Source organism: Paraburkholderia caribensis, assembly GCF_002902945.1.
Classification (GTDB): Bacteria; Pseudomonadota; Gammaproteobacteria; order Burkholderiales; family Burkholderiaceae; genus Paraburkholderia; species Paraburkholderia caribensis.
This window is the reverse complement of sequence record NZ_CP026101.1, coordinates 3350459-3366524: the sequence shown is the minus strand read 5'-3', so window position 1 is coordinate 3366524 and position 16066 is coordinate 3350459. Positions and strand designations below refer to the sequence as shown.

The 16066-nt window shown below is 59.2% G+C and carries 25 protein-coding genes; all 25 read left to right on the top strand.

The window, feature by feature from the left end:
* Positions 1 to 202 precede the first annotated feature (202 nt).
* The 25 genes from recQ to rpmD all read left to right on the top strand — a co-directional run bounded on the left by recQ (position 203) and on the right by rpmD (position 16063).
* Positions 203 to 2050, top strand: coding sequence for a DNA helicase RecQ (recQ, locus tag C2L66_RS15010; RefSeq protein ID WP_054929169.1), 1848 nt, complete (start codon positions 203 to 205; stop codon positions 2048 to 2050).
* A 219-nt stretch (positions 2051 to 2269) separates the two neighbouring features.
* On the top strand, positions 2270 to 2650 hold the full coding sequence (gene rpsL / locus C2L66_RS15005; protein WP_006053290.1) for a 30S ribosomal protein S12: 381 nt from the start codon (positions 2270 to 2272) through the stop codon (positions 2648 to 2650).
* A gap of 184 nt (positions 2651 to 2834) precedes the next feature.
* A complete protein-coding gene (rpsG, locus tag C2L66_RS15000) occupies positions 2835 to 3305 on the top strand; it encodes a 30S ribosomal protein S7 (RefSeq protein WP_006053291.1) in 471 nt (156 codons plus the stop codon).
* 130 nt (positions 3306 to 3435) lie between these two features.
* Positions 3436 to 5538 (top strand): elongation factor G, encoded by a 2103-nt coding sequence (fusA, locus tag C2L66_RS14995; RefSeq protein ID WP_054929168.1) that lies wholly within the window; start codon positions 3436 to 3438, stop codon positions 5536 to 5538.
* A 48-nt stretch (positions 5539 to 5586) separates the two neighbouring features.
* Positions 5587 to 6777: an elongation factor Tu gene (gene tuf / locus C2L66_RS14990; protein ID WP_028371383.1), complete on the top strand. Its 1191-nt coding sequence runs from the start codon at positions 5587 to 5589 to the stop codon at positions 6775 to 6777.
* A 126-nt stretch (positions 6778 to 6903) separates the two neighbouring features.
* Positions 6904 to 7215: a 30S ribosomal protein S10 gene (gene rpsJ, locus C2L66_RS14985; protein WP_006998489.1), complete on the top strand. Its 312-nt coding sequence runs from the start codon at positions 6904 to 6906 to the stop codon at positions 7213 to 7215.
* A gap of 188 nt (positions 7216 to 7403) precedes the next feature.
* The gene (gene rplC / locus C2L66_RS14980; RefSeq protein WP_035991100.1) at positions 7404 to 8063 is read left to right on the top strand and encodes a 50S ribosomal protein L3; all 660 of its coding nucleotides are present in this window, start codon (positions 7404 to 7406) and stop codon (positions 8061 to 8063) included.
* Positions 8063 to 8683: a 50S ribosomal protein L4 gene (rplD, locus tag C2L66_RS14975; RefSeq protein ID WP_007730523.1), complete on the top strand. Its 621-nt coding sequence runs from the start codon at positions 8063 to 8065 to the stop codon at positions 8681 to 8683. Before rplC ends, rplD begins: the two co-directional genes overlap by 1 nt.
* Positions 8680 to 8994, top strand: coding sequence for a 50S ribosomal protein L23 (rplW, locus tag C2L66_RS14970; RefSeq protein ID WP_007730525.1), 315 nt, complete (start codon positions 8680 to 8682; stop codon positions 8992 to 8994). The genes rplD and rplW overlap by 4 nt, the downstream gene beginning before the upstream one ends.
* 2 nt (positions 8995 to 8996) lie before the next feature.
* Positions 8997 to 9824, top strand: a complete 828-nt coding sequence (rplB, locus tag C2L66_RS14965; protein WP_060599589.1) for a 50S ribosomal protein L2 — start codon at positions 8997 to 8999, stop codon at positions 9822 to 9824.
* A gap of 10 nt (positions 9825 to 9834) precedes the next feature.
* The gene (gene rpsS, locus C2L66_RS14960) at positions 9835 to 10110 is read left to right on the top strand and encodes a 30S ribosomal protein S19 (RefSeq protein ID WP_006998484.1); all 276 of its coding nucleotides are present in this window, start codon (positions 9835 to 9837) and stop codon (positions 10108 to 10110) included.
* Between the two features lie 12 nt (positions 10111 to 10122).
* A complete protein-coding gene (gene rplV, locus C2L66_RS14955; protein ID WP_007730533.1) occupies positions 10123 to 10452 on the top strand; it encodes a 50S ribosomal protein L22 in 330 nt (109 codons plus the stop codon).
* 11 nt (positions 10453 to 10463) lie between these two features.
* Complete coding sequence (gene rpsC, locus C2L66_RS14950) at positions 10464 to 11258, top strand: 30S ribosomal protein S3 (RefSeq protein WP_012402193.1); 795 nt, start codon at positions 10464 to 10466, stop codon at positions 11256 to 11258.
* A 2-nt stretch (positions 11259 to 11260) separates the two neighbouring features.
* On the top strand, positions 11261 to 11677 hold the full coding sequence (gene rplP / locus C2L66_RS14945; protein ID WP_007730545.1) for a 50S ribosomal protein L16: 417 nt from the start codon (positions 11261 to 11263) through the stop codon (positions 11675 to 11677).
* A 10-nt stretch (positions 11678 to 11687) separates the two neighbouring features.
* Positions 11688 to 11882, top strand: a complete 195-nt coding sequence (gene rpmC / locus C2L66_RS14940) for a 50S ribosomal protein L29 (RefSeq protein ID WP_007180130.1) — start codon at positions 11688 to 11690, stop codon at positions 11880 to 11882.
* Positions 11879 to 12151: a 30S ribosomal protein S17 gene (rpsQ, locus tag C2L66_RS14935; protein ID WP_007730563.1), complete on the top strand. Its 273-nt coding sequence runs from the start codon at positions 11879 to 11881 to the stop codon at positions 12149 to 12151. Before rpmC ends, rpsQ begins: the two co-directional genes overlap by 4 nt.
* Before the next feature lie 292 nt (positions 12152 to 12443).
* Positions 12444 to 12812: a 50S ribosomal protein L14 gene (gene rplN, locus C2L66_RS14930; RefSeq protein ID WP_012402188.1), complete on the top strand. Its 369-nt coding sequence runs from the start codon at positions 12444 to 12446 to the stop codon at positions 12810 to 12812.
* A 9-nt stretch (positions 12813 to 12821) separates the two neighbouring features.
* The gene (rplX, locus tag C2L66_RS14925; RefSeq protein ID WP_054929163.1) at positions 12822 to 13130 is read left to right on the top strand and encodes a 50S ribosomal protein L24; all 309 of its coding nucleotides are present in this window, start codon (positions 12822 to 12824) and stop codon (positions 13128 to 13130) included.
* A gap of 16 nt (positions 13131 to 13146) precedes the next feature.
* On the top strand, positions 13147 to 13686 hold the full coding sequence (gene rplE / locus C2L66_RS14920) for a 50S ribosomal protein L5 (RefSeq protein WP_006052214.1): 540 nt from the start codon (positions 13147 to 13149) through the stop codon (positions 13684 to 13686).
* 7 nt (positions 13687 to 13693) lie between these two features.
* On the top strand, positions 13694 to 13999 hold the full coding sequence (rpsN, locus tag C2L66_RS14915) for a 30S ribosomal protein S14 (protein WP_007730586.1): 306 nt from the start codon (positions 13694 to 13696) through the stop codon (positions 13997 to 13999).
* 14 nt (positions 14000 to 14013) lie between these two features.
* Positions 14014 to 14409, top strand: coding sequence for a 30S ribosomal protein S8 (gene rpsH, locus C2L66_RS14910; protein ID WP_006477185.1), 396 nt, complete (start codon positions 14014 to 14016; stop codon positions 14407 to 14409).
* Positions 14410 to 14428: 19 nt separating this feature from the next.
* Positions 14429 to 14959: a 50S ribosomal protein L6 gene (gene rplF / locus C2L66_RS14905; RefSeq protein WP_035988814.1), complete on the top strand. Its 531-nt coding sequence runs from the start codon at positions 14429 to 14431 to the stop codon at positions 14957 to 14959.
* Between the two features lie 12 nt (positions 14960 to 14971).
* Positions 14972 to 15337 (top strand): 50S ribosomal protein L18, encoded by a 366-nt coding sequence (gene rplR / locus C2L66_RS14900; protein WP_008923336.1) that lies wholly within the window; start codon positions 14972 to 14974, stop codon positions 15335 to 15337.
* A 14-nt stretch (positions 15338 to 15351) separates the two neighbouring features.
* Entirely contained in the window at positions 15352 to 15870 is a 519-nt protein-coding gene (gene rpsE / locus C2L66_RS14895; RefSeq protein ID WP_007730604.1) for a 30S ribosomal protein S5, read from the top strand.
* Between the two features lie 10 nt (positions 15871 to 15880).
* A complete protein-coding gene (gene rpmD, locus C2L66_RS14890) occupies positions 15881 to 16063 on the top strand; it encodes a 50S ribosomal protein L30 (RefSeq protein ID WP_004202755.1) in 183 nt (60 codons plus the stop codon).
* Positions 16064 to 16066: the final 3 nt, after the last annotated feature.

The window sequence follows — 16066 nt, the reverse complement described above, 5'->3', positions numbered from 1 at the left end:
CCGCCACGCCTGTGAAGTTCGCTGAAGTTGCATGAACCGCCCGGTTTCGACCGGGCGGTTTTTTTTCGCCTTGCGGATTTGCGTTTCTTCCTATGCCCTTCGGACTCTGCCGGACGGTCAGTTACACGACAAACCTCGGGCGAAGTGCGATTGCATTGGTAAAATTCGAGTCACCCGCTCCGCGCACTTTTTTCTCTCCTTCATGTCCCGTCCGCTCCAGATCCTCAACGAAGTTTTCGGTTATCCCGCGTTTCGAGGGCAGCAGGGAGAAATCGTCGAACACGTTTCTTCTGGCGGCGACTGTCTGGTGCTGATGCCGACAGGCGGTGGCAAATCGCTGTGCTATCAGATTCCGTCGCTGGTGCGCCGCGAAGCCGGGTTGGGCGCAGGGATCGTCGTCTCGCCGCTGATCGCGTTGATGCAGGACCAGGTGGCGGCCTTGCGGGAAGTCGGCGTGCGCGCGGCGTATTTGAACTCGACGCTGTCAGGCGCCGATGCGGCCGCGACGGAGCGCGCCTTGCGTGAGGGCGAAATCGATCTGCTGTACGTCGCTCCTGAACGGCTGATGACGCCGCGCTTTCTCGATCTGCTCGAGCGCGCGCGAATCGGCTTGTTCGCTATCGACGAAGCACATTGCGTGTCGCAATGGGGGCACGATTTCAGACCCGAGTACATCCAGCTGTCGGTGTTGCACGAGCGGTTCCCTTCGGTACCGCGCATCGCGCTGACGGCCACGGCCGACGCGATCACGCGCGACGAAATCATTCATCGCCTCGCGCTCGACGACGCGCGTGTGTTCGTATCGAGTTTCGATCGGCCGAATATCCGCTATCGGATCGTCGAGAAGGACAACGCGCGTTCGCAACTGCTCGATTTCATCCGCGCGGAACACACGCGTCCGGACAACACGACCGACGCGGGGGTCGTGTATTGCCTGTCGCGCCGCAAGGTCGAAGAGACGGCTGAATGGCTGAAGGCGCAGGGCGTGCGAGCGCTGCCGTATCACGCGGGAATGGAGTTTGAGGTGCGCCAGCGGCACCAGGAAATCTTCCAGCGCGAAGAGGGCATCGTGATGTGCGCGACGATCGCGTTCGGCATGGGCATCGACAAACCGGACGTGCGCTTTGTCGCGCATCTCGATTTGCCGAAGAGCGTCGAAGGCTATTACCAGGAAACAGGGCGCGCCGGCCGCGATGGTTTGCCGGCGAACGCCTGGATGACGTACGGTCTCGGCGATGTCGTGCAGCAGCGCAAGATGATCGACGAATCCGACGCCGACGATGCGCATAAGCGCGTGCAAACCGGCAAGCTCGATGCGTTGCTCGGTTTATGCGAAACGGCTACGTGCCGGCGCGTGCGGTTGCTGGCTTACTTCGGCGAAGAGGGCAAGCCCTGCGGCAACTGTGATACATGTCTCGAGCCGCCGGCATCGTGGGATGCCACGCGTGAATCGCAGATGGCGCTGTCATGCGCGTTTCGTGCGCAGCGCGCTAGCGGATTCAATTTCGGCGCAGGACATCTGATCGACATTCTTCGCGGCAATCGTACCGAGAAGATTCTGCAGCGTGGCCACGAGAAGCTGAGCACATTCGGAATTGGTGCGGCGTTATCCGAACATGAATGGCGAGCGGTGTTTCGCCAGTTGGTCGCATTCGGATTTCTCACCGTCGATCACGACGGTTTCGGTGCCCTCGTGCTGACGGAAGCCAGCAAGCCTGTCCTAAAAGGCGAGCAACAAGTGACGATGCGGCGCTATGTGAAGCCAGTGCGCACGCGTCAATCCTCCGGACGCACAAGCGAACGCGCCGATCCGACAGCGGGCATGAATTCACGCGAGCGCGCGCGCTGGGACCGTCTGCGCGCGTGGCGCACGGAAACCGCGAAGAGCGATGGCGTGCCGGCTTACGTCATTTTCCACGATGCCACGCTGGCCGAAATTGCGCGCAACTCCCCGGGGTCGCTCGAAGATTTGCGCCATATTCCGGGTATGGGCGCGCGTAAGCTCGACCGTTTCGGCGACGAACTGCTCGAAGTCGTCGCTGCGGATTGAGTCTTGGTGCGCCGCCAACCCTTTCGAATCGGCGCAACCTGTTGACTCGTTTGGGATTTTCGGAATATGATGCTAGGTTCCGGTTCTTGGCAGGATTCCGTGCGGCGCGAGCGCGTCGCCAAAACGCCAGGGCTGGAAATCAGCAGTAGTCAGAACGCGTCATTTTCTGCTTTGCCCAGAAATGAACGCGTCGATTTTGTTCAATTTCAGGAATAAACAATGCCAACCATCAATCAACTGGTTCGCAAAGGCCGCACGTCGGAAACGACGAAGAGCAAGAGCCCGGCCTTGCAGGACTGCCCCCAGCGTCGCGGCGTGTGCACCCGTGTGTACACCACGACGCCTAAGAAGCCGAACTCGGCACTCCGTAAGGTCGCCAAGGTGCGCCTGACGAACGGCTTCGAAGTCATTTCGTACATCGGTGGTGAAGGCCACAACCTGCAGGAACACTCGGTCGTGCTGATTCGCGGCGGCCGTGTGAAGGACTTGCCGGGTGTGCGTTACCACATGGTTCGTGGCTCGCTGGATACCCAGGGCGTCAAGGATCGTAAGCAGGCTCGCTCGAAGTACGGTGCGAAGCGTGCCAAGGCTGGCAAGTAAGAAGCCGGTCGGCAGTAACAGGTCGCTCACAAGAGCGGTTTAGCGGTGGTGCCGGATAGCCGGTGCTGTCGAGTAAGTGGTCACCCGACCAGGCTGGTAAGTCGTAATGGATGAATCGGGTTAGTTGGTGGCCGCGGGGTGAGTGCAGAGGCACTGCTCCAACTGAAAAGTCAAAGGAAGAAACATGCCGCGTCGTCGCGAAGTCCCCAAGCGGGAAGTGTTGCCGGATCCGAAGTTCGGTAACGTTGATGTTGCAAAATTCATGAACGTGCTGATGCTCTCCGGCAAGAAGTCGGTTGCCGAGCGCATCGTGTACGGCGCTTTCGAACAGATCCAGACCAAGGGTGGCAAGGACCCGCTGGAAGTGTTCACGGTAGCGCTCAACAACGTGAAGCCGGTGGTCGAAGTGAAGAGCCGTCGCGTTGGTGGTGCGAACTATCAGGTTCCGGTCGAAGTGCGTCCGTCGCGTCGTATGGCATTGGCGATGCGTTGGCTGCGTGAAGCCGCGAAGAAGCGCAGCGAGAAGTCGATGGCTCTGCGTCTGGCTGGTGAACTCTCCGAAGCGGCTGAAGGCCGTGGCGGCGCGATGAAGAAGCGCGACGAAGTTCACCGGATGGCAGAAGCCAACAAGGCGTTCTCGCATTTCCGTTTCTAAGCATCCCGTCCCCGGGCTGGCAGTAAAGCGGAAAGAAATTCCGGGCGGGTGCGCTTGCAAAGCGCCTCGCCCGTTTGTGTTAGAGCGCGATGGACTGGTTTCCATCGTGTCATCCCAATAGAGGATCAAAGTGGCTCGCAAGACTCCTATCGAGCGCTACCGCAACATCGGTATTAGCGCTCACATCGACGCCGGCAAAACGACGACGACCGAGCGCATCCTGTTCTATACCGGCGTGAACCACAAGATCGGTGAAGTGCACGACGGCGCCGCTACCATGGACTGGATGGAGCAGGAACAGGAACGTGGTATTACCATCACGTCCGCTGCTACGACGGCGTTCTGGAAGGGCATGGCGGGCGACCGTGCCGAGCACCGCATCAACATCATCGACACGCCGGGCCACGTCGACTTCACGATTGAAGTTGAGCGCTCGATGCGCGTGCTCGACGGTGCGTGCATGGTCTACTGCGCAGTGGGCGGCGTGCAGCCGCAATCGGAAACGGTGTGGCGCCAGGCTAACAAGTACAAGGTTCCCCGTCTCGCGTTCATCAACAAGATGGACCGTACCGGCGCGAACTTCTTCAAGGTCTACGACCAGCTCAAGCTGCGTCTGAAGGCGAACCCGGTTCCCGTCGTCGTGCCGATCGGCGCGGAAGAGAACTTCACGGGCGTCGTCGATCTGATGAAGATGAAGGCGATCATTTGGGACGAAGCGTCCCAAGGCACCAAGTTCTCGTACGAAGACATCCCGGCTGAACTGGTCGATTCGTGCAACGAATGGCGCGAAAAGATGATCGAAGCCGCCGCTGAGTCGAGCGAAGACTTGATGAACAAGTACCTCGAAGACGGCGAACTGTCGGAAGCGGAAATCATCAAGGGTCTGCGCGACCGTACGATCGCTTGCGAAATCCAGCCGATGCTGTGCGGCACCGCGTTCAAGAACAAGGGCGTGCAACGCATGCTGGACGCAGTTCTGGACTTCCTGCCGTCGCCCGTCGACATTCCGCCGGTTACCGGCGAACTGGAAAACGGCGAGAAGGCTGAGCGCCGCGCTGCTGACGACGAAAAGTTCTCGGCACTGGCATTCAAGATCATGACCGACCCGTTCGTCGGCCAGCTGATCTTCTTCCGTGTGTATTCGGGCGTCGTCAATTCGGGCGACACGGTTCTGAACGCGACCAAAGACAAGAAGGAACGTCTGGGCCGTATTCTGCAGATGCACGCGAACCAGCGCGAAGAAATCAAGGAAGTGCGCGCGGGCGACATCGCTGCAGCCGTTGGCCTGAAGGAAGCGACGACGGGCGACACGCTGTGCGATCCGCAAAACCCGATCGTGCTGGAACGCATGATTTTCCCGGAGCCGGTGATCTCGCAGGCTGTCGAGCCGAAGACCAAGGCTGACCAGGAGAAGATGGGTCTCGCACTGAACCGTCTGGCTCAGGAAGATCCGTCGTTCCGCGTTCAGACGGACGAAGAATCGGGTCAAACCATCATTTCGGGCATGGGCGAGCTCCACCTCGAAATTCTGGTTGACCGGATGAAGCGTGAATTCGGCGTCGAAGCAACCGTTGGTAAGCCGCAGGTGGCATACCGCGAAACGATTCGCGCGACGGCAGCCGACGTTGACGGCAAGTTCGTCAAGCAGTCGGGCGGCCGCGGCCAGTACGGCCACGCTGTCATCACGCTCGAGCCGAATGAACAAGGCAAGGGCTACGAGTTCCTGGACGAGATCAAGGGTGGTGTGATTCCGCGTGAATACATCCCGGCGGTCGACAAGGGTATCCAGGAAACGCTCAAGGCCGGCGTGCTGGCGGGCTTCCCGGTTGTCGACGTGAAGGTCCACCTGACGTTCGGTTCGTACCACGACGTTGACTCGAACGAAAATGCGTTCCGCATGGCTGGTTCGATGGCGTTCAAGGAAGCAATGCGCAAGGCGAGCCCGGTCATCCTCGAACCGATGATGGCCGTGGAAGTCGAAACGCCTGAAGACTACATGGGCAACGTGATGGGCGACCTGTCGGGCCGTCGCGGTATCGTCCAGGGCATGGAAGACATGGTGGGCGGCGGCAAGATCGTCCGCGCTGAAGTGCCGCTGTCGGAGATGTTTGGCTACTCGACGTCGCTGCGCTCGCTGACGCAAGGCCGCGCAACGTACACGATGGAATTCAAGCACTACGCAGAAGCTCCGCGTAACGTGTCGGAAGCGATCATCAACGCGAAGTCGAAGTAAGACCTCGCATAGTCATTCATCGAACAACTTTTTTGAAAGAAGAGAAACATGGCTAAAGGTAAATTCGAGCGGACCAAGCCGCACGTGAACGTCGGCACGATCGGTCACGTTGACCACGGCAAGACCACGCTGACGGCAGCGATCACGACGGTGCTGACCGCGAAGTTCGGCGGCGAAGCAAAGGCCTACGACCAGATCGACGCAGCGCCGGAAGAAAAGGCGCGCGGTATCACGATCAACACGGCACACGTCGAGTACGAAACGGCGAACCGCCACTACGCGCACGTCGACTGCCCGGGCCACGCTGACTATGTGAAGAACATGATCACGGGCGCAGCGCAGATGGACGGCGCAATTCTGGTGTGCTCGGCTGCTGACGGCCCGATGCCGCAAACGCGTGAGCACATCCTGCTGGCGCGTCAGGTCGGTGTGCCGTACATCATCGTGTTCCTGAACAAGTGCGACATGGTGGACGACGCCGAGCTGCTCGAGCTGGTCGAAATGGAAGTGCGCGAACTTCTGTCGAAGTACGACTTCCCGGGCGACGACACGCCGATCATCAAGGGTTCGGCGAAGCTGGCGCTCGAAGGCGACAAGGGCGAGCTGGGCGAAGTGGCGATCATGAACCTGGCCGACGCCCTGGACACGTACATCCCGACGCCGGAGCGCGCGGTTGACGGCGCGTTCCTGATGCCGGTGGAAGACGTGTTCTCGATCTCGGGTCGTGGCACGGTGGTGACGGGTCGCGTCGAGCGCGGCATCGTCAAGGTCGGCGAAGAAATCGAAATCGTCGGTATCAAGCCGACGGTGAAGACGACCTGCACGGGCGTGGAAATGTTCCGCAAGCTGCTCGACCAGGGGCAGGCAGGCGACAACGTCGGTATCCTGCTGCGCGGCACGAAGCGTGAAGACGTGGAGCGTGGCCAGGTGCTGGCCAAGCCGGGTTCGATCACGCCGCACACGCACTTCACGGCTGAAGTGTACGTGCTGAGCAAGGACGAAGGCGGCCGTCACACGCCGTTCTTCAACAACTACCGTCCGCAGTTCTACTTCCGTACGACGGACGTGACGGGCTCGATCGAACTGCCGAAGGACAAGGAAATGGTGATGCCGGGCGACAACGTGTCGATCACGGTGAAGCTGATCGCTCCGATCGCCATGGAAGAAGGTCTGCGCTTCGCAATCCGCGAAGGTGGCCGTACCGTCGGCGCAGGTGTCGTTGCTAAGATCATCGAGTAAAATCGAAGATTGCTGTAGCAGTATGCAGTGCCCGGGTCTGGGCACTCGCGCCAAGCGGGCGCCCAGACCTACGCTCTTTTTTAATCGGCGGTGCAATATCGCCTCGCTCTTTCCAAGGAATTCGTCATGCAGAACCAGAAAATCCGCATTCGCCTCAAAGCGTTCGACTATCGTCTGATCGATCAATCGGCAGCTGAGATCGTCGACACGGCAAAGCGGACTGGCGCAATCGTTCGTGGTCCGGTGCCCCTGCCGACCCGCATCCAGCGTTTCGACATCCTTCGTTCGCCGCACGTCAACAAGACGTCGCGCGACCAGCTCGAAATCCGCACGCACCAACGCCTGATGGACATCGTCGATCCGACGGACAAGACCGTCGACGCGTTGATGAAGCTGGATCTGCCGGCTGGTGTCGACGTCGAAATCAAGCTGCAGTAAAGGCTGCGAGCGGTTACCGGGTTATTGGATGCCGCTAAGTCTTTGATTGCTTGCAGAAAACGAAAAGCCTCGCTATAATGCAAGGCTTTTCGCGCATTTGCGTAAAAAAGCCGTCGCGTTTCGCCTCTGAAGCGCGAGGCATTTTGTAAATTAGCCCCGACCAATCGCAGTCGGGAATGGAGAAAACGATGAGCCTTGGACTCGTAGGTCGCAAGGTTGGCATGACCCGTATCTTCACGGCTGAAGGGGATTCGATTCCCGTCACCGTGCTGGACGTGTCCGACAACCGCGTGACGCAGATCAAGACTGTTGAAACCGACGGCTACACGGCCGTTCAGGTTGCCTTCGGTACGCGCCGTGCATCGCGTGTGACGAAGCCGTTGGCAGGTCATCTCGCCAAAGCCGGCGTTCAAGCCGGTGAAATCCTCAAGGAATTCCAGATCGACGCCGTCAAGGCCGCCGAGCTGTCGAATGGCGCAGTGATCGGTGTGGATCTCTTCGAAGTAGGTCAGAAGGTCGACGTGCAAGGCACCTCGATCGGTAAGGGCTACGCCGGTACCATCAAGCGCTACAACTTCGCGTCGGGTCGTGCATCGCATGGTAACTCGCGTTCGCACAACGTGCCGGGTTCGATCGGTATGGCGCAGGATCCGGGTCGTGTTTTCCCGGGTAAGCGCATGACGGGTCATATGGGTGACGAGACGGTCACCGTGCAGAACCTCGAAATCGCACGTATCGACGCAGATCGCAAGCTGCTGCTGGTCAAGGGTGCTGTTCCGGGTGCGAAGGGCGGCAAGGTTTTCGTGACGCCGGCTGTGAAGACGCGCGCCGTGAAAGGAGCGAAATAATGGAACTTAAGCTCCTGAATGCCAACGGTCAGGAAGGCGCAGCAGTTAACGCGTCGGACGTCGTGTTCGGCCGTGACTACAACGAAGCCCTGATCCACCAGATCGTCGTCGCTTATCAGGCGAACGCACGTAGCGGTAACCGCGCTCAGAAGGATCGTGAGCAGGTCAAGCACACCACGAAAAAGCCGTGGCGCCAGAAGGGTACGGGCCGTGCTCGTGCCGGTATGTCGTCGAGCCCGTTGTGGCGTGGCGGTGGTCGTATCTTCCCGAATTCGCCGGAAGAAAATTTCTCGCACAAGGTCAACAAGAAGATGCATCGCGCAGGTCTCTGCTCGATCTTCTCGCAGCTGGCCCGCGAAGGCCGCATCGCGGTTGTCGACGAGCTGACGCTCGAAGCACCGAAGACGAAGCTGCTGGCCGAAAAGTTCAAGGCAATGGGTCTCGACTCCGTGCTGGTCATCACCGACACGGTTGACGAAAACCTGTACCTCGCGTCGCGCAACCTGGCCCATGTGGCGGTTGTCGAGCCGCGTTACGCCGACCCCCTGTCGCTGATCTACTTCAAGAAAGTGCTGATCACGAAGGCTGCGGTCGCCCAGATCGAGGAGTTGCTGTCATGAGCGAAGTTCGCAAAAACGATCATCGTTTGATGCAAGTTCTGCTCGCGCCGGTGATCTCCGAAAAGGCGACCCTGGTGGCTGACAAGAACGAGCAAGTCGTGTTCGAAGTTGCGCCGGACGCTACGAAGCAGGAAGTGAAGGCTGCTGTCGAGCTGCTGTTCAAGGTGGAAGTCAATTCCGTCAACGTGCTGGTCCAGAAGGGCAAAGCAAAGCGCTTTGGCCGTTTCATGGGCAAGCGCAAGGACGTGAAGAAGGCCTACGTCTGCCTGAAGCCCGGCCAGGAAATCAACTTTGAAGCGGAGGCCAAGTAATCATGGCAATCGTGAAAGTTAAGCCGACTTCGCCGGGCCGCCGCGCGATGGTCAAGGTGGTCAACAAGGATCTGCATAAGGGCAAGCCGTACGCGCCGCTGCTCGACGTGCAGAGCAAGACCGCCGGCCGTAACAACAACGGCCACATCACCACACGTCACAAAGGCGGTGGTCATAAGCAACACTACCGTATCGTCGATTTCCGTCGCACGAAGGATGGTATTCCGGCAAAGGTTGAACGCCTCGAATACGATCCGAACCGTAGCGCGAACATCGCGCTGGTCCTGTACGCAGACGGCGAGCGTCGTTACATCATCGCTCCGAAGGGCGTGACGGTTGGTACGCAACTGATGTCGGGTTCGGAAGCTCCGATCCGCGCAGGCAATACGCTGCCGATCCGCAACATCCCGGTCGGTACGACGATTCACTGCATCGAGATGTTGCCGGGCAAGGGCGCGCAAATGGCGCGTTCGGCTGGTACGTCGGCGATGCTGCTGGCTCGCGAAGGCACCTATGCGCAGGTTCGTCTGCGTTCGGGCGAAATCCGCCGCGTTCACATCGAATGCCGCGCGACGATCGGTGAAGTAGGCAACGAAGAGCACAGCCTCCGTCAAATCGGTAAGGCTGGCGCGAACCGCTGGCGCGGTATCCGTCCGACGGTGCGTGGCGTTGTTATGAACCCGGTCGATCACCCGCACGGTGGTGGTGAAGGCAAGACGGCTGCAGGTCGCGATCCGGTGAGCCCGTGGGGCACGCCGACGAAGGGTTATCGCACCCGTAGCAACAAGCGCACGACGAGCATGATCGTCCAGCGCCGTCACAAGCGTTAAGGAGTAGGCAATGGCACGTTCTATTAAAAAAGGTCCGTTCTGCGACGCCCATTTGCTGAAGAAAGTTGAGGCGGCTGCAGCATCGCGCGACAAGAAGCCAATCAAGACCTGGTCGCGTCGCTCGACGATCCTGCCGGACTTCATCGGTCTGACGATCGCCGTTCATAACGGCCGTCAACACGTTCCGGTGTACGTCACGGAAAACATGGTCGGCCACAAGCTTGGCGAGTTCGCACTGACCCGTACGTTCAAGGGTCACGCGGCCGACAAGAAGGCCAAGAAATAAGGGGCAATCAAGATGGAAGTGAAAGCAATTCATCGCGGTGCCCGCATCTCGGCGCAGAAAACGCGCCTTGTGGCTGACCAGATTCGTGGTTTGCCGGTCGACAAGGCGCTGAACGTTCTGACGTTCTCGCCGAAGAAGGCGGCGGGTATCGTTAAGAAGGTCGTGTTGTCTGCGATCGCGAATGCGGAACACAACGAAGGCGCCGATATCGACGAGCTCAAGATCACGAGCATCTACGTCGACAAGGCTGCTTCGCTGAAGCGTTTCACCGCACGCGCAAAGGGTCGCGGTAACCGCATCGAGAAGCAATCCTGTCACATCACTGTGACGGTCGGGAATTAAGGAGCCATACGATGGGACAGAAAATTCATCCGACTGGCTTCCGTTTGGCCGTCAGCCGCAATTGGGCTTCGCGTTGGTACGCGAACAACAACAATTTCGCGGCGATGTTGCAGGAAGACATCGGTGTTCGTGAATACCTGAAGAAGAAGCTGAAGAACGCGTCCGTCGGCCGCGTTGTGATCGAGCGTCCTGCAAAGAACGCACGTATCACGATTTTCAGCTCGCGTCCGGGTGTGGTGATCGGTAAGAAGGGTGAAGACATTGAACTGCTGAAGTCCGAGCTGCAAAAGCGCATGGGCGTTCCGGTTCACGTCAACATCGAAGAAATCCGCAAGCCGGAAACCGACGCGCAACTGATCGCCGATTCGATCACTCAGCAGCTCGAGCGCCGGATTATGTTCCGCCGCGCAATGAAGCGTGCGATGCAAAACGCGATGCGTCTGGGTGCCCAAGGCATCAAGATCATGAGCGCTGGCCGTCTGAACGGCATCGAAATCGCCCGTACGGAATGGTATCGCGAAGGTCGCGTGCCCCTGCACACGCTGCGTGCGGACATCGACTACGCAACCTCGGAAGCGAAGACGACGTACGGCATCATCGGCGTGAAGGTGTGGGTCTACAAGGGCGACACGCTCGGCCGCAATGACGCTCCGGTGGTGGAAGAAGTCGCCGAAGAAAAGCGTCCGCGCCGCAACGCACGTCCGGGCGATCGCCGCCCGCGTCGCGATGGTGAAGGTGCACCGGCAGGTGCTCGCCGTGGTGCTCCGCGCCGTGGCGGTGCCGGCGACGGTAAGACTGGAGAATAACGATGCTGCAACCGAAACGCAGGAAGTATCGCAAAGAGCAGAAGGGTCGTAACACGGGCGTCGCAACGCGTGGTAACGCGGTGTCGTTCGGTGAGTACGGTCTTAAGGCTATCGGTCGCGGCCGCCTGACCGCGCGTCAGATTGAGGCAGCGCGTCGTGCAATGACGCGTCACATCAAGCGCGGCGGCCGCATCTGGATCCGTATTTTCCCGGACAAGCCGATCTCGCAAAAGCCGGCGGAAGTGCGTATGGGTAACGGTAAGGGTAACCCTGAGTACTACGTCGCTGAGATTCAGCCGGGCAAGATGCTGTACGAAATGGATGGTGTGACCGAAGAACTGGCACGTGAAGCGTTCCGTCTGGCTGCAGCCAAGCTGCCGCTGAAGACGACGTTCATGGTTCGCCAGCTCGGCGCCTAAGGAGTGAATGATGAAGGCATCCGAACTTCACCAGAAAGATCAGGCCGCGCTCAACAAGGAGCTGTCGGACCTGTTGAAGGCGCAATTCGGCCTGCGCATGCAACTCGCGACCCAGCAGCTCACGAACACGAGCCAGCTGAAGAAGGTCCGTCGCGACATCGCACGTGTGCGGACCGTCCTGACTGAGAAGGCGAACCAGAAATGAACGATAGCGTAAAAACCTCGCTCAAGCGGACGCTGGTCGGCAAGGTCGTCAGCAACAAGATGGACAAGACGGTTACCGTGCTGGTCGAGCATCGCGTGAAGCACCCGATCTACGGCAAGTACGTCGTGCGTTCGAAGAAGTACCACGCTCACGACGAAGCGAACACCTATAACGAGGGCGATCTCGTTGAAATCCAGGAAACTCGTCCGGTGTCGAAGACGAAGGCTTGGGCGGTGTCGCGTCTGATCGAAGCTGCTCGAATCATCTAAAGCGGCTGAGCTGTAAGAAGTAGTTGAAATCGCAGTAGATTTCGCTTGCAAGACCGAGATTATTTGTTATAATCTCGGTCTTCCCTCTTTGTGGGAGCCCCATCGCGGGCGAAGTCGTAGGTGGGGGAAGCGACCTGGGCGCCAGTCCATGTCGACAGAATCACCGGATTGCGATGGCGGGTTTCGTTTGCCGTCGCTGCTGTTCTAACCCAAGCAGCCGTTGGCTGACGGGACCAAGACTGACCGAGTGCATCATGGTGGTGCAACCGGATTAAGTTGGGAAAGATAAACCATGATCCAGACCGAAACTCGGCTAGAAGTGGCCGACAACACGGGTGCGCGTGAAGTCATGTGCATCAAGGTGCTCGGCGGCTCGAAGCGTCGTTATGCCAACATCGGCGACATCATCAAGGTGAGCGTCAAAGAGGCAACGCCGCGCGGGCGCGTGAAGAAAGGCGAAATCTACAACGCCGTGGTGGTTCGCACCGCCAAGGGCGTGCGTCGTCAAGACGGCTCGCTGATCAAGTTCGACGGCAACGCAGCCGTGCTTTTGAATACCAAGCTCGAGCCTATCGGCACCCGCATCTTCGGGCCGGTTACGCGTGAGCTGCGCAGCGAACGTTTCATGAAGATCGTTTCGCTCGCGCCGGAAGTGCTGTAAGGAGCCGAGATGAACAAGATTCGCAAGGGTGACGAAGTCGTCGTCATCACCGGCAAGGACAAGGGCAAGCGCGGTGTCGTGCTGGCTGTTGCTGATGACCGCGTGACCGTCGAAGGCCTGAATATCGCCAAGAAGCATGTTAAGCCGAACCCGATGAAGGGTACGACGGGCGGCGTGGAAGCGAAGGCAATGCCGTTGCATATTTCGAACGTCGCGCTGGTCGACGCGAATGGCAAGCCGTCGCGTGTCGGCATCAAGGTCGAGGGAGACAAGAAGGTTCGTTTCCTGAAGTCGACCGGTGCTGTGCTGAGCGCCTGACGCTGCGGAGTAAAAAATGGCACGTTTGCAAGAATTTTATAAAGAGAAGGTTGTTCCCGGCCTGATCGAGAAGTTCGGTTACAAGTCCGTGATGGAAGTGCCGCGCATCACCAAGATCACCCTGAACATGGGTCTTGGCGAAGCCGTCGCTGACAAGAAGATCATCGAGAACGCCGTTGGCGATCTGACGAAGATCGCGGGCCAGAAGCCGGTCATCACGAAGGCACGCAAGGCAATCGCAGGCTTCAAGATCCGTCAGGGTTACCCGATCGGCGCGATGGTCACGCTGCGTGGCCAGGCAATGTACGAATTTCTCGATCGTTTCGTGACGGTTGCGCTCCCGCGTGTGCGTGACTTCCGTGGCGTGTCGGGCCGTGCATTCGACGGTCGTGGCAACTACAACATCGGTGTGAAAGAGCAGATCATTTTCCCCGAAATCGACTACGACAAAATCGACGCGCTGCGTGGGCTGAACATCAGCATCACGACGACTGCGAAGACTGACGACGAAGCAAAGGCACTGCTCGCCAGCTTCAAGTTCCCGTTCAGAAACTGAGGTTACCGTGGCTAAACTGGCACTGATCGAACGTGAAAAGAAGCGTGCGCGCCTGGCTGCCAAGTTCGCACCGAAGCGTGCTGAGCTGAAGGCAATCATCGACGACCAAAGCAAATCGGAAGAAGAGCGTTATGCGGCTCGTCTGGAGTTGCAACAACTGCCGCGCAATTCGAACCCGACCCGCAAGCGCAATCGTTGCGCAATCACCGGTCGTCCGCGTGGCACCTTCCGTAAATTCGGGCTGGCGCGTAACAAGATTCGTGAAATCGCGTTCCGCGGCGAGATCCCTGGCCTGACCAAGGCGAGCTGGTAATAGGAGAAACGTAAATGAGCATGAGTGATCCTATCGCCGATATGCTGACTCGCATCCGCAACGCGCAGATGGTTGAGAAGGTTTCGGTGGCGATGCCCTCGTCGAAAGTCAAGGTTGCGATCGCGCAAGTCCTGAAGGATGAAGGCTATATCGACGATTTCGCAGTGAAGGCTGAAGGTGCGAAGTCGGAATTGAACATCGCGTTGAAGTACTACGCTGGCCGTCCGGTTATCGAGCGCCTCGAGCGCGTCTCGAAGCCTGGTCTGCGTGTGTATCGCGGCCGTAACGACATCCCGCAAGTCATGAATGGGTTGGGCGTTGCGATCGTTTCGACGCCGAAGGGTGTGATGACCGACCGCAAGGCGCGCGCTACTGGCGTGGGCGGCGAAGTCATCTGCTACGTCGCTTAAGACCGAAGGGAGAAGAAACATGTCTCGAGTAGGTAAAAGCCCGATCGCGCTGCAAGGCGCAGAAGTGGCCCTGAGCGACGAGCGCATTACCGTCAAGGGTCCGCTGGGTACGATCTCGCAGAACGCGAATCGTCTCGTAAAGGTGGTGAACGACAACGGCACGCTGAAGTTCGAGCCGGTTGACGAAAGCCGCGAAGCAAATGCTATGTCGGGCACGATGCGCGCGCTGGTCGCGAACATGGTGCAAGGCGTGACCAAGGGTTTCGAGCGCAAGCTGACGCTGGTTGGCGTTGGTTATCGTGCGCAAGCGCAAGGCGACAAGCTGAACCTGTCGCTGGGTTTCTCGCACCCGGTGGTGCACCAGATGCCGGAAGGCGTCAAGGCAGAAACCCCGTCGCAAACCGAAATCGTGATCAAGGGGATCAACAAGCAACAAGTTGGCCAAGTCGCTGCAGAAGTGCGCGGCTACCGTCCGCCGGAGCCTTATAAGGGCAAGGGCGTGCGTTACGCCAACGAGGTTGTGATCCTCAAAGAAACGAAGAAGAAGTAAGGGTGCGCAATCATGGATAAGACTCAATCACGCCTGCGCCGCGCTCGTCAGACGCGTATCAAGATCGCTGAGCTGCAAGTCGCGCGTCTGGCCGTGCATCGCACGAACACGCACATCTATGCGCAAGTGTTCTCGCCGTGCGGCACCAAGGTGCTCGCCAGCGCGTCGACGCTCGAAGCCGAAGTGCGTGCGCAATTGGCCGACCAGTCGGGCAAGGGTGGCAATGTTGCCGCTGCGACCCTGATCGGCAAGCGCATCGCAGAAAAGGCTAAGGCTGCCGGCATCGAATCCGTCGCCTTCGACCGCTCGGGTTTCCGCTACCACGGCCGCGTGAAAGCGCTGGCTGATGCGGCGCGCGAAGCCGGGCTCAAGTTCTAAGGAAGGAATTCGTCATGGCAAAGATGCAAGCGAAAGTTCAGGCTGACGAACGCGACGACGGCCTCCGCGAAAAGATGATTTCGGTCAACCGCGTGACCAAGGTCGTGAAGGGTGGCCGTATTCTCGGTTTCGCCGCACTGACCGTGGTTGGCGACGGTGATGGCCGCGTCGGTATGGGCAAGGGCAAGGCCAAGGAAGTTCCGGTCGCTGTTCAGAAGGCAATGGAACAAGCCCGCCGCAACATGTTCAAGGTGCCGCTCAAGAACGGTACGCTGCAACACGAAGTGCACGGCAAGCACGGCGCATCGACGGTTCTCCTCGCTCCGGCGAAGGACGGTACCGGGGTGATCGCTGGCGGCCCGATGCGCGCAGTGTTCGACGTGATGGGCGTGCAAAACGTTGTGGCCAAGAGCCACGGTTCGACGAACCCGTACAACCTCGTTCGTGCGACGCTGGATGGTCTGCGCAAGCAGTCGACGCCGGCTGACATCGCGGCGAAGCGTGGTAAGTCCGTCGAAGACATTCTGGGCTAAGGTGGTCACCATGTCTGAAAAAACTGTCAAGGTTCAGCTCGTCAAGAGCCTGATTGGGACCCGCGAATCGCACCGCGCAACGGTGCGAGGTCTTGGCCTGCGCCGTCTGAACTCGGTTAGCGAGCTGCAGGACACGCCGGCTGTGCGCGGCATGATCAACAAGGTCTCGTACCTCGTTAAGGTCATCGGCTAAGCG

Bases quoted from the DNA above. Each gene is read 5' to 3' on its own strand.
- recQ (WP_054929169.1), top strand. From the start codon at position 203: ATGTCCCGTCCGCTCCAGATCCTCAACGAAGTTTTCGGTTATCCCGCG.
- rpsL (WP_006053290.1), top strand. From the start codon at position 2,270: ATGCCAACCATCAATCAACTGGTTCGCAAAGGCCGCACGTCGGAAACG.
- rpsG (WP_006053291.1), top strand. From the start codon at position 2,835: ATGCCGCGTCGTCGCGAAGTCCCCAAGCGGGAAGTGTTGCCGGATCCG.
- tuf (WP_028371383.1), top strand. From the start codon at position 5,587: ATGGCTAAAGGTAAATTCGAGCGGACCAAGCCGCACGTGAACGTCGGC.
- rpsJ (WP_006998489.1), top strand. From the start codon at position 6,904: ATGCAGAACCAGAAAATCCGCATTCGCCTCAAAGCGTTCGACTATCGT.
- rplC (WP_035991100.1), top strand. From the start codon at position 7,404: ATGAGCCTTGGACTCGTAGGTCGCAAGGTTGGCATGACCCGTATCTTC.
- rplD (WP_007730523.1), top strand. From the start codon at position 8,063: ATGGAACTTAAGCTCCTGAATGCCAACGGTCAGGAAGGCGCAGCAGTT.
- rplW (WP_007730525.1), top strand. From the start codon at position 8,680: ATGAGCGAAGTTCGCAAAAACGATCATCGTTTGATGCAAGTTCTGCTC.
- rplB (WP_060599589.1), top strand. From the start codon at position 8,997: ATGGCAATCGTGAAAGTTAAGCCGACTTCGCCGGGCCGCCGCGCGATG.
- rpsS (WP_006998484.1), top strand. From the start codon at position 9,835: ATGGCACGTTCTATTAAAAAAGGTCCGTTCTGCGACGCCCATTTGCTG.
- rplV (WP_007730533.1), top strand. From the start codon at position 10,123: ATGGAAGTGAAAGCAATTCATCGCGGTGCCCGCATCTCGGCGCAGAAA.
- rpsC (WP_012402193.1), top strand. From the start codon at position 10,464: ATGGGACAGAAAATTCATCCGACTGGCTTCCGTTTGGCCGTCAGCCGC.
- rplP (WP_007730545.1), top strand. From the start codon at position 11,261: ATGCTGCAACCGAAACGCAGGAAGTATCGCAAAGAGCAGAAGGGTCGT.
- rpmC (WP_007180130.1), top strand. From the start codon at position 11,688: ATGAAGGCATCCGAACTTCACCAGAAAGATCAGGCCGCGCTCAACAAG.
- rpsQ (WP_007730563.1), top strand. From the start codon at position 11,879: ATGAACGATAGCGTAAAAACCTCGCTCAAGCGGACGCTGGTCGGCAAG.
- rplN (WP_012402188.1), top strand. From the start codon at position 12,444: ATGATCCAGACCGAAACTCGGCTAGAAGTGGCCGACAACACGGGTGCG.
- rplX (WP_054929163.1), top strand. From the start codon at position 12,822: ATGAACAAGATTCGCAAGGGTGACGAAGTCGTCGTCATCACCGGCAAG.
- rplE (WP_006052214.1), top strand. From the start codon at position 13,147: ATGGCACGTTTGCAAGAATTTTATAAAGAGAAGGTTGTTCCCGGCCTG.
- rpsH (WP_006477185.1), top strand. From the start codon at position 14,014: ATGAGCATGAGTGATCCTATCGCCGATATGCTGACTCGCATCCGCAAC.
- rplF (WP_035988814.1), top strand. From the start codon at position 14,429: ATGTCTCGAGTAGGTAAAAGCCCGATCGCGCTGCAAGGCGCAGAAGTG.
- rplR (WP_008923336.1), top strand. From the start codon at position 14,972: ATGGATAAGACTCAATCACGCCTGCGCCGCGCTCGTCAGACGCGTATC.
- rpsE (WP_007730604.1), top strand. From the start codon at position 15,352: ATGGCAAAGATGCAAGCGAAAGTTCAGGCTGACGAACGCGACGACGGC.
- rpmD (WP_004202755.1), top strand. From the start codon at position 15,881: ATGTCTGAAAAAACTGTCAAGGTTCAGCTCGTCAAGAGCCTGATTGGG.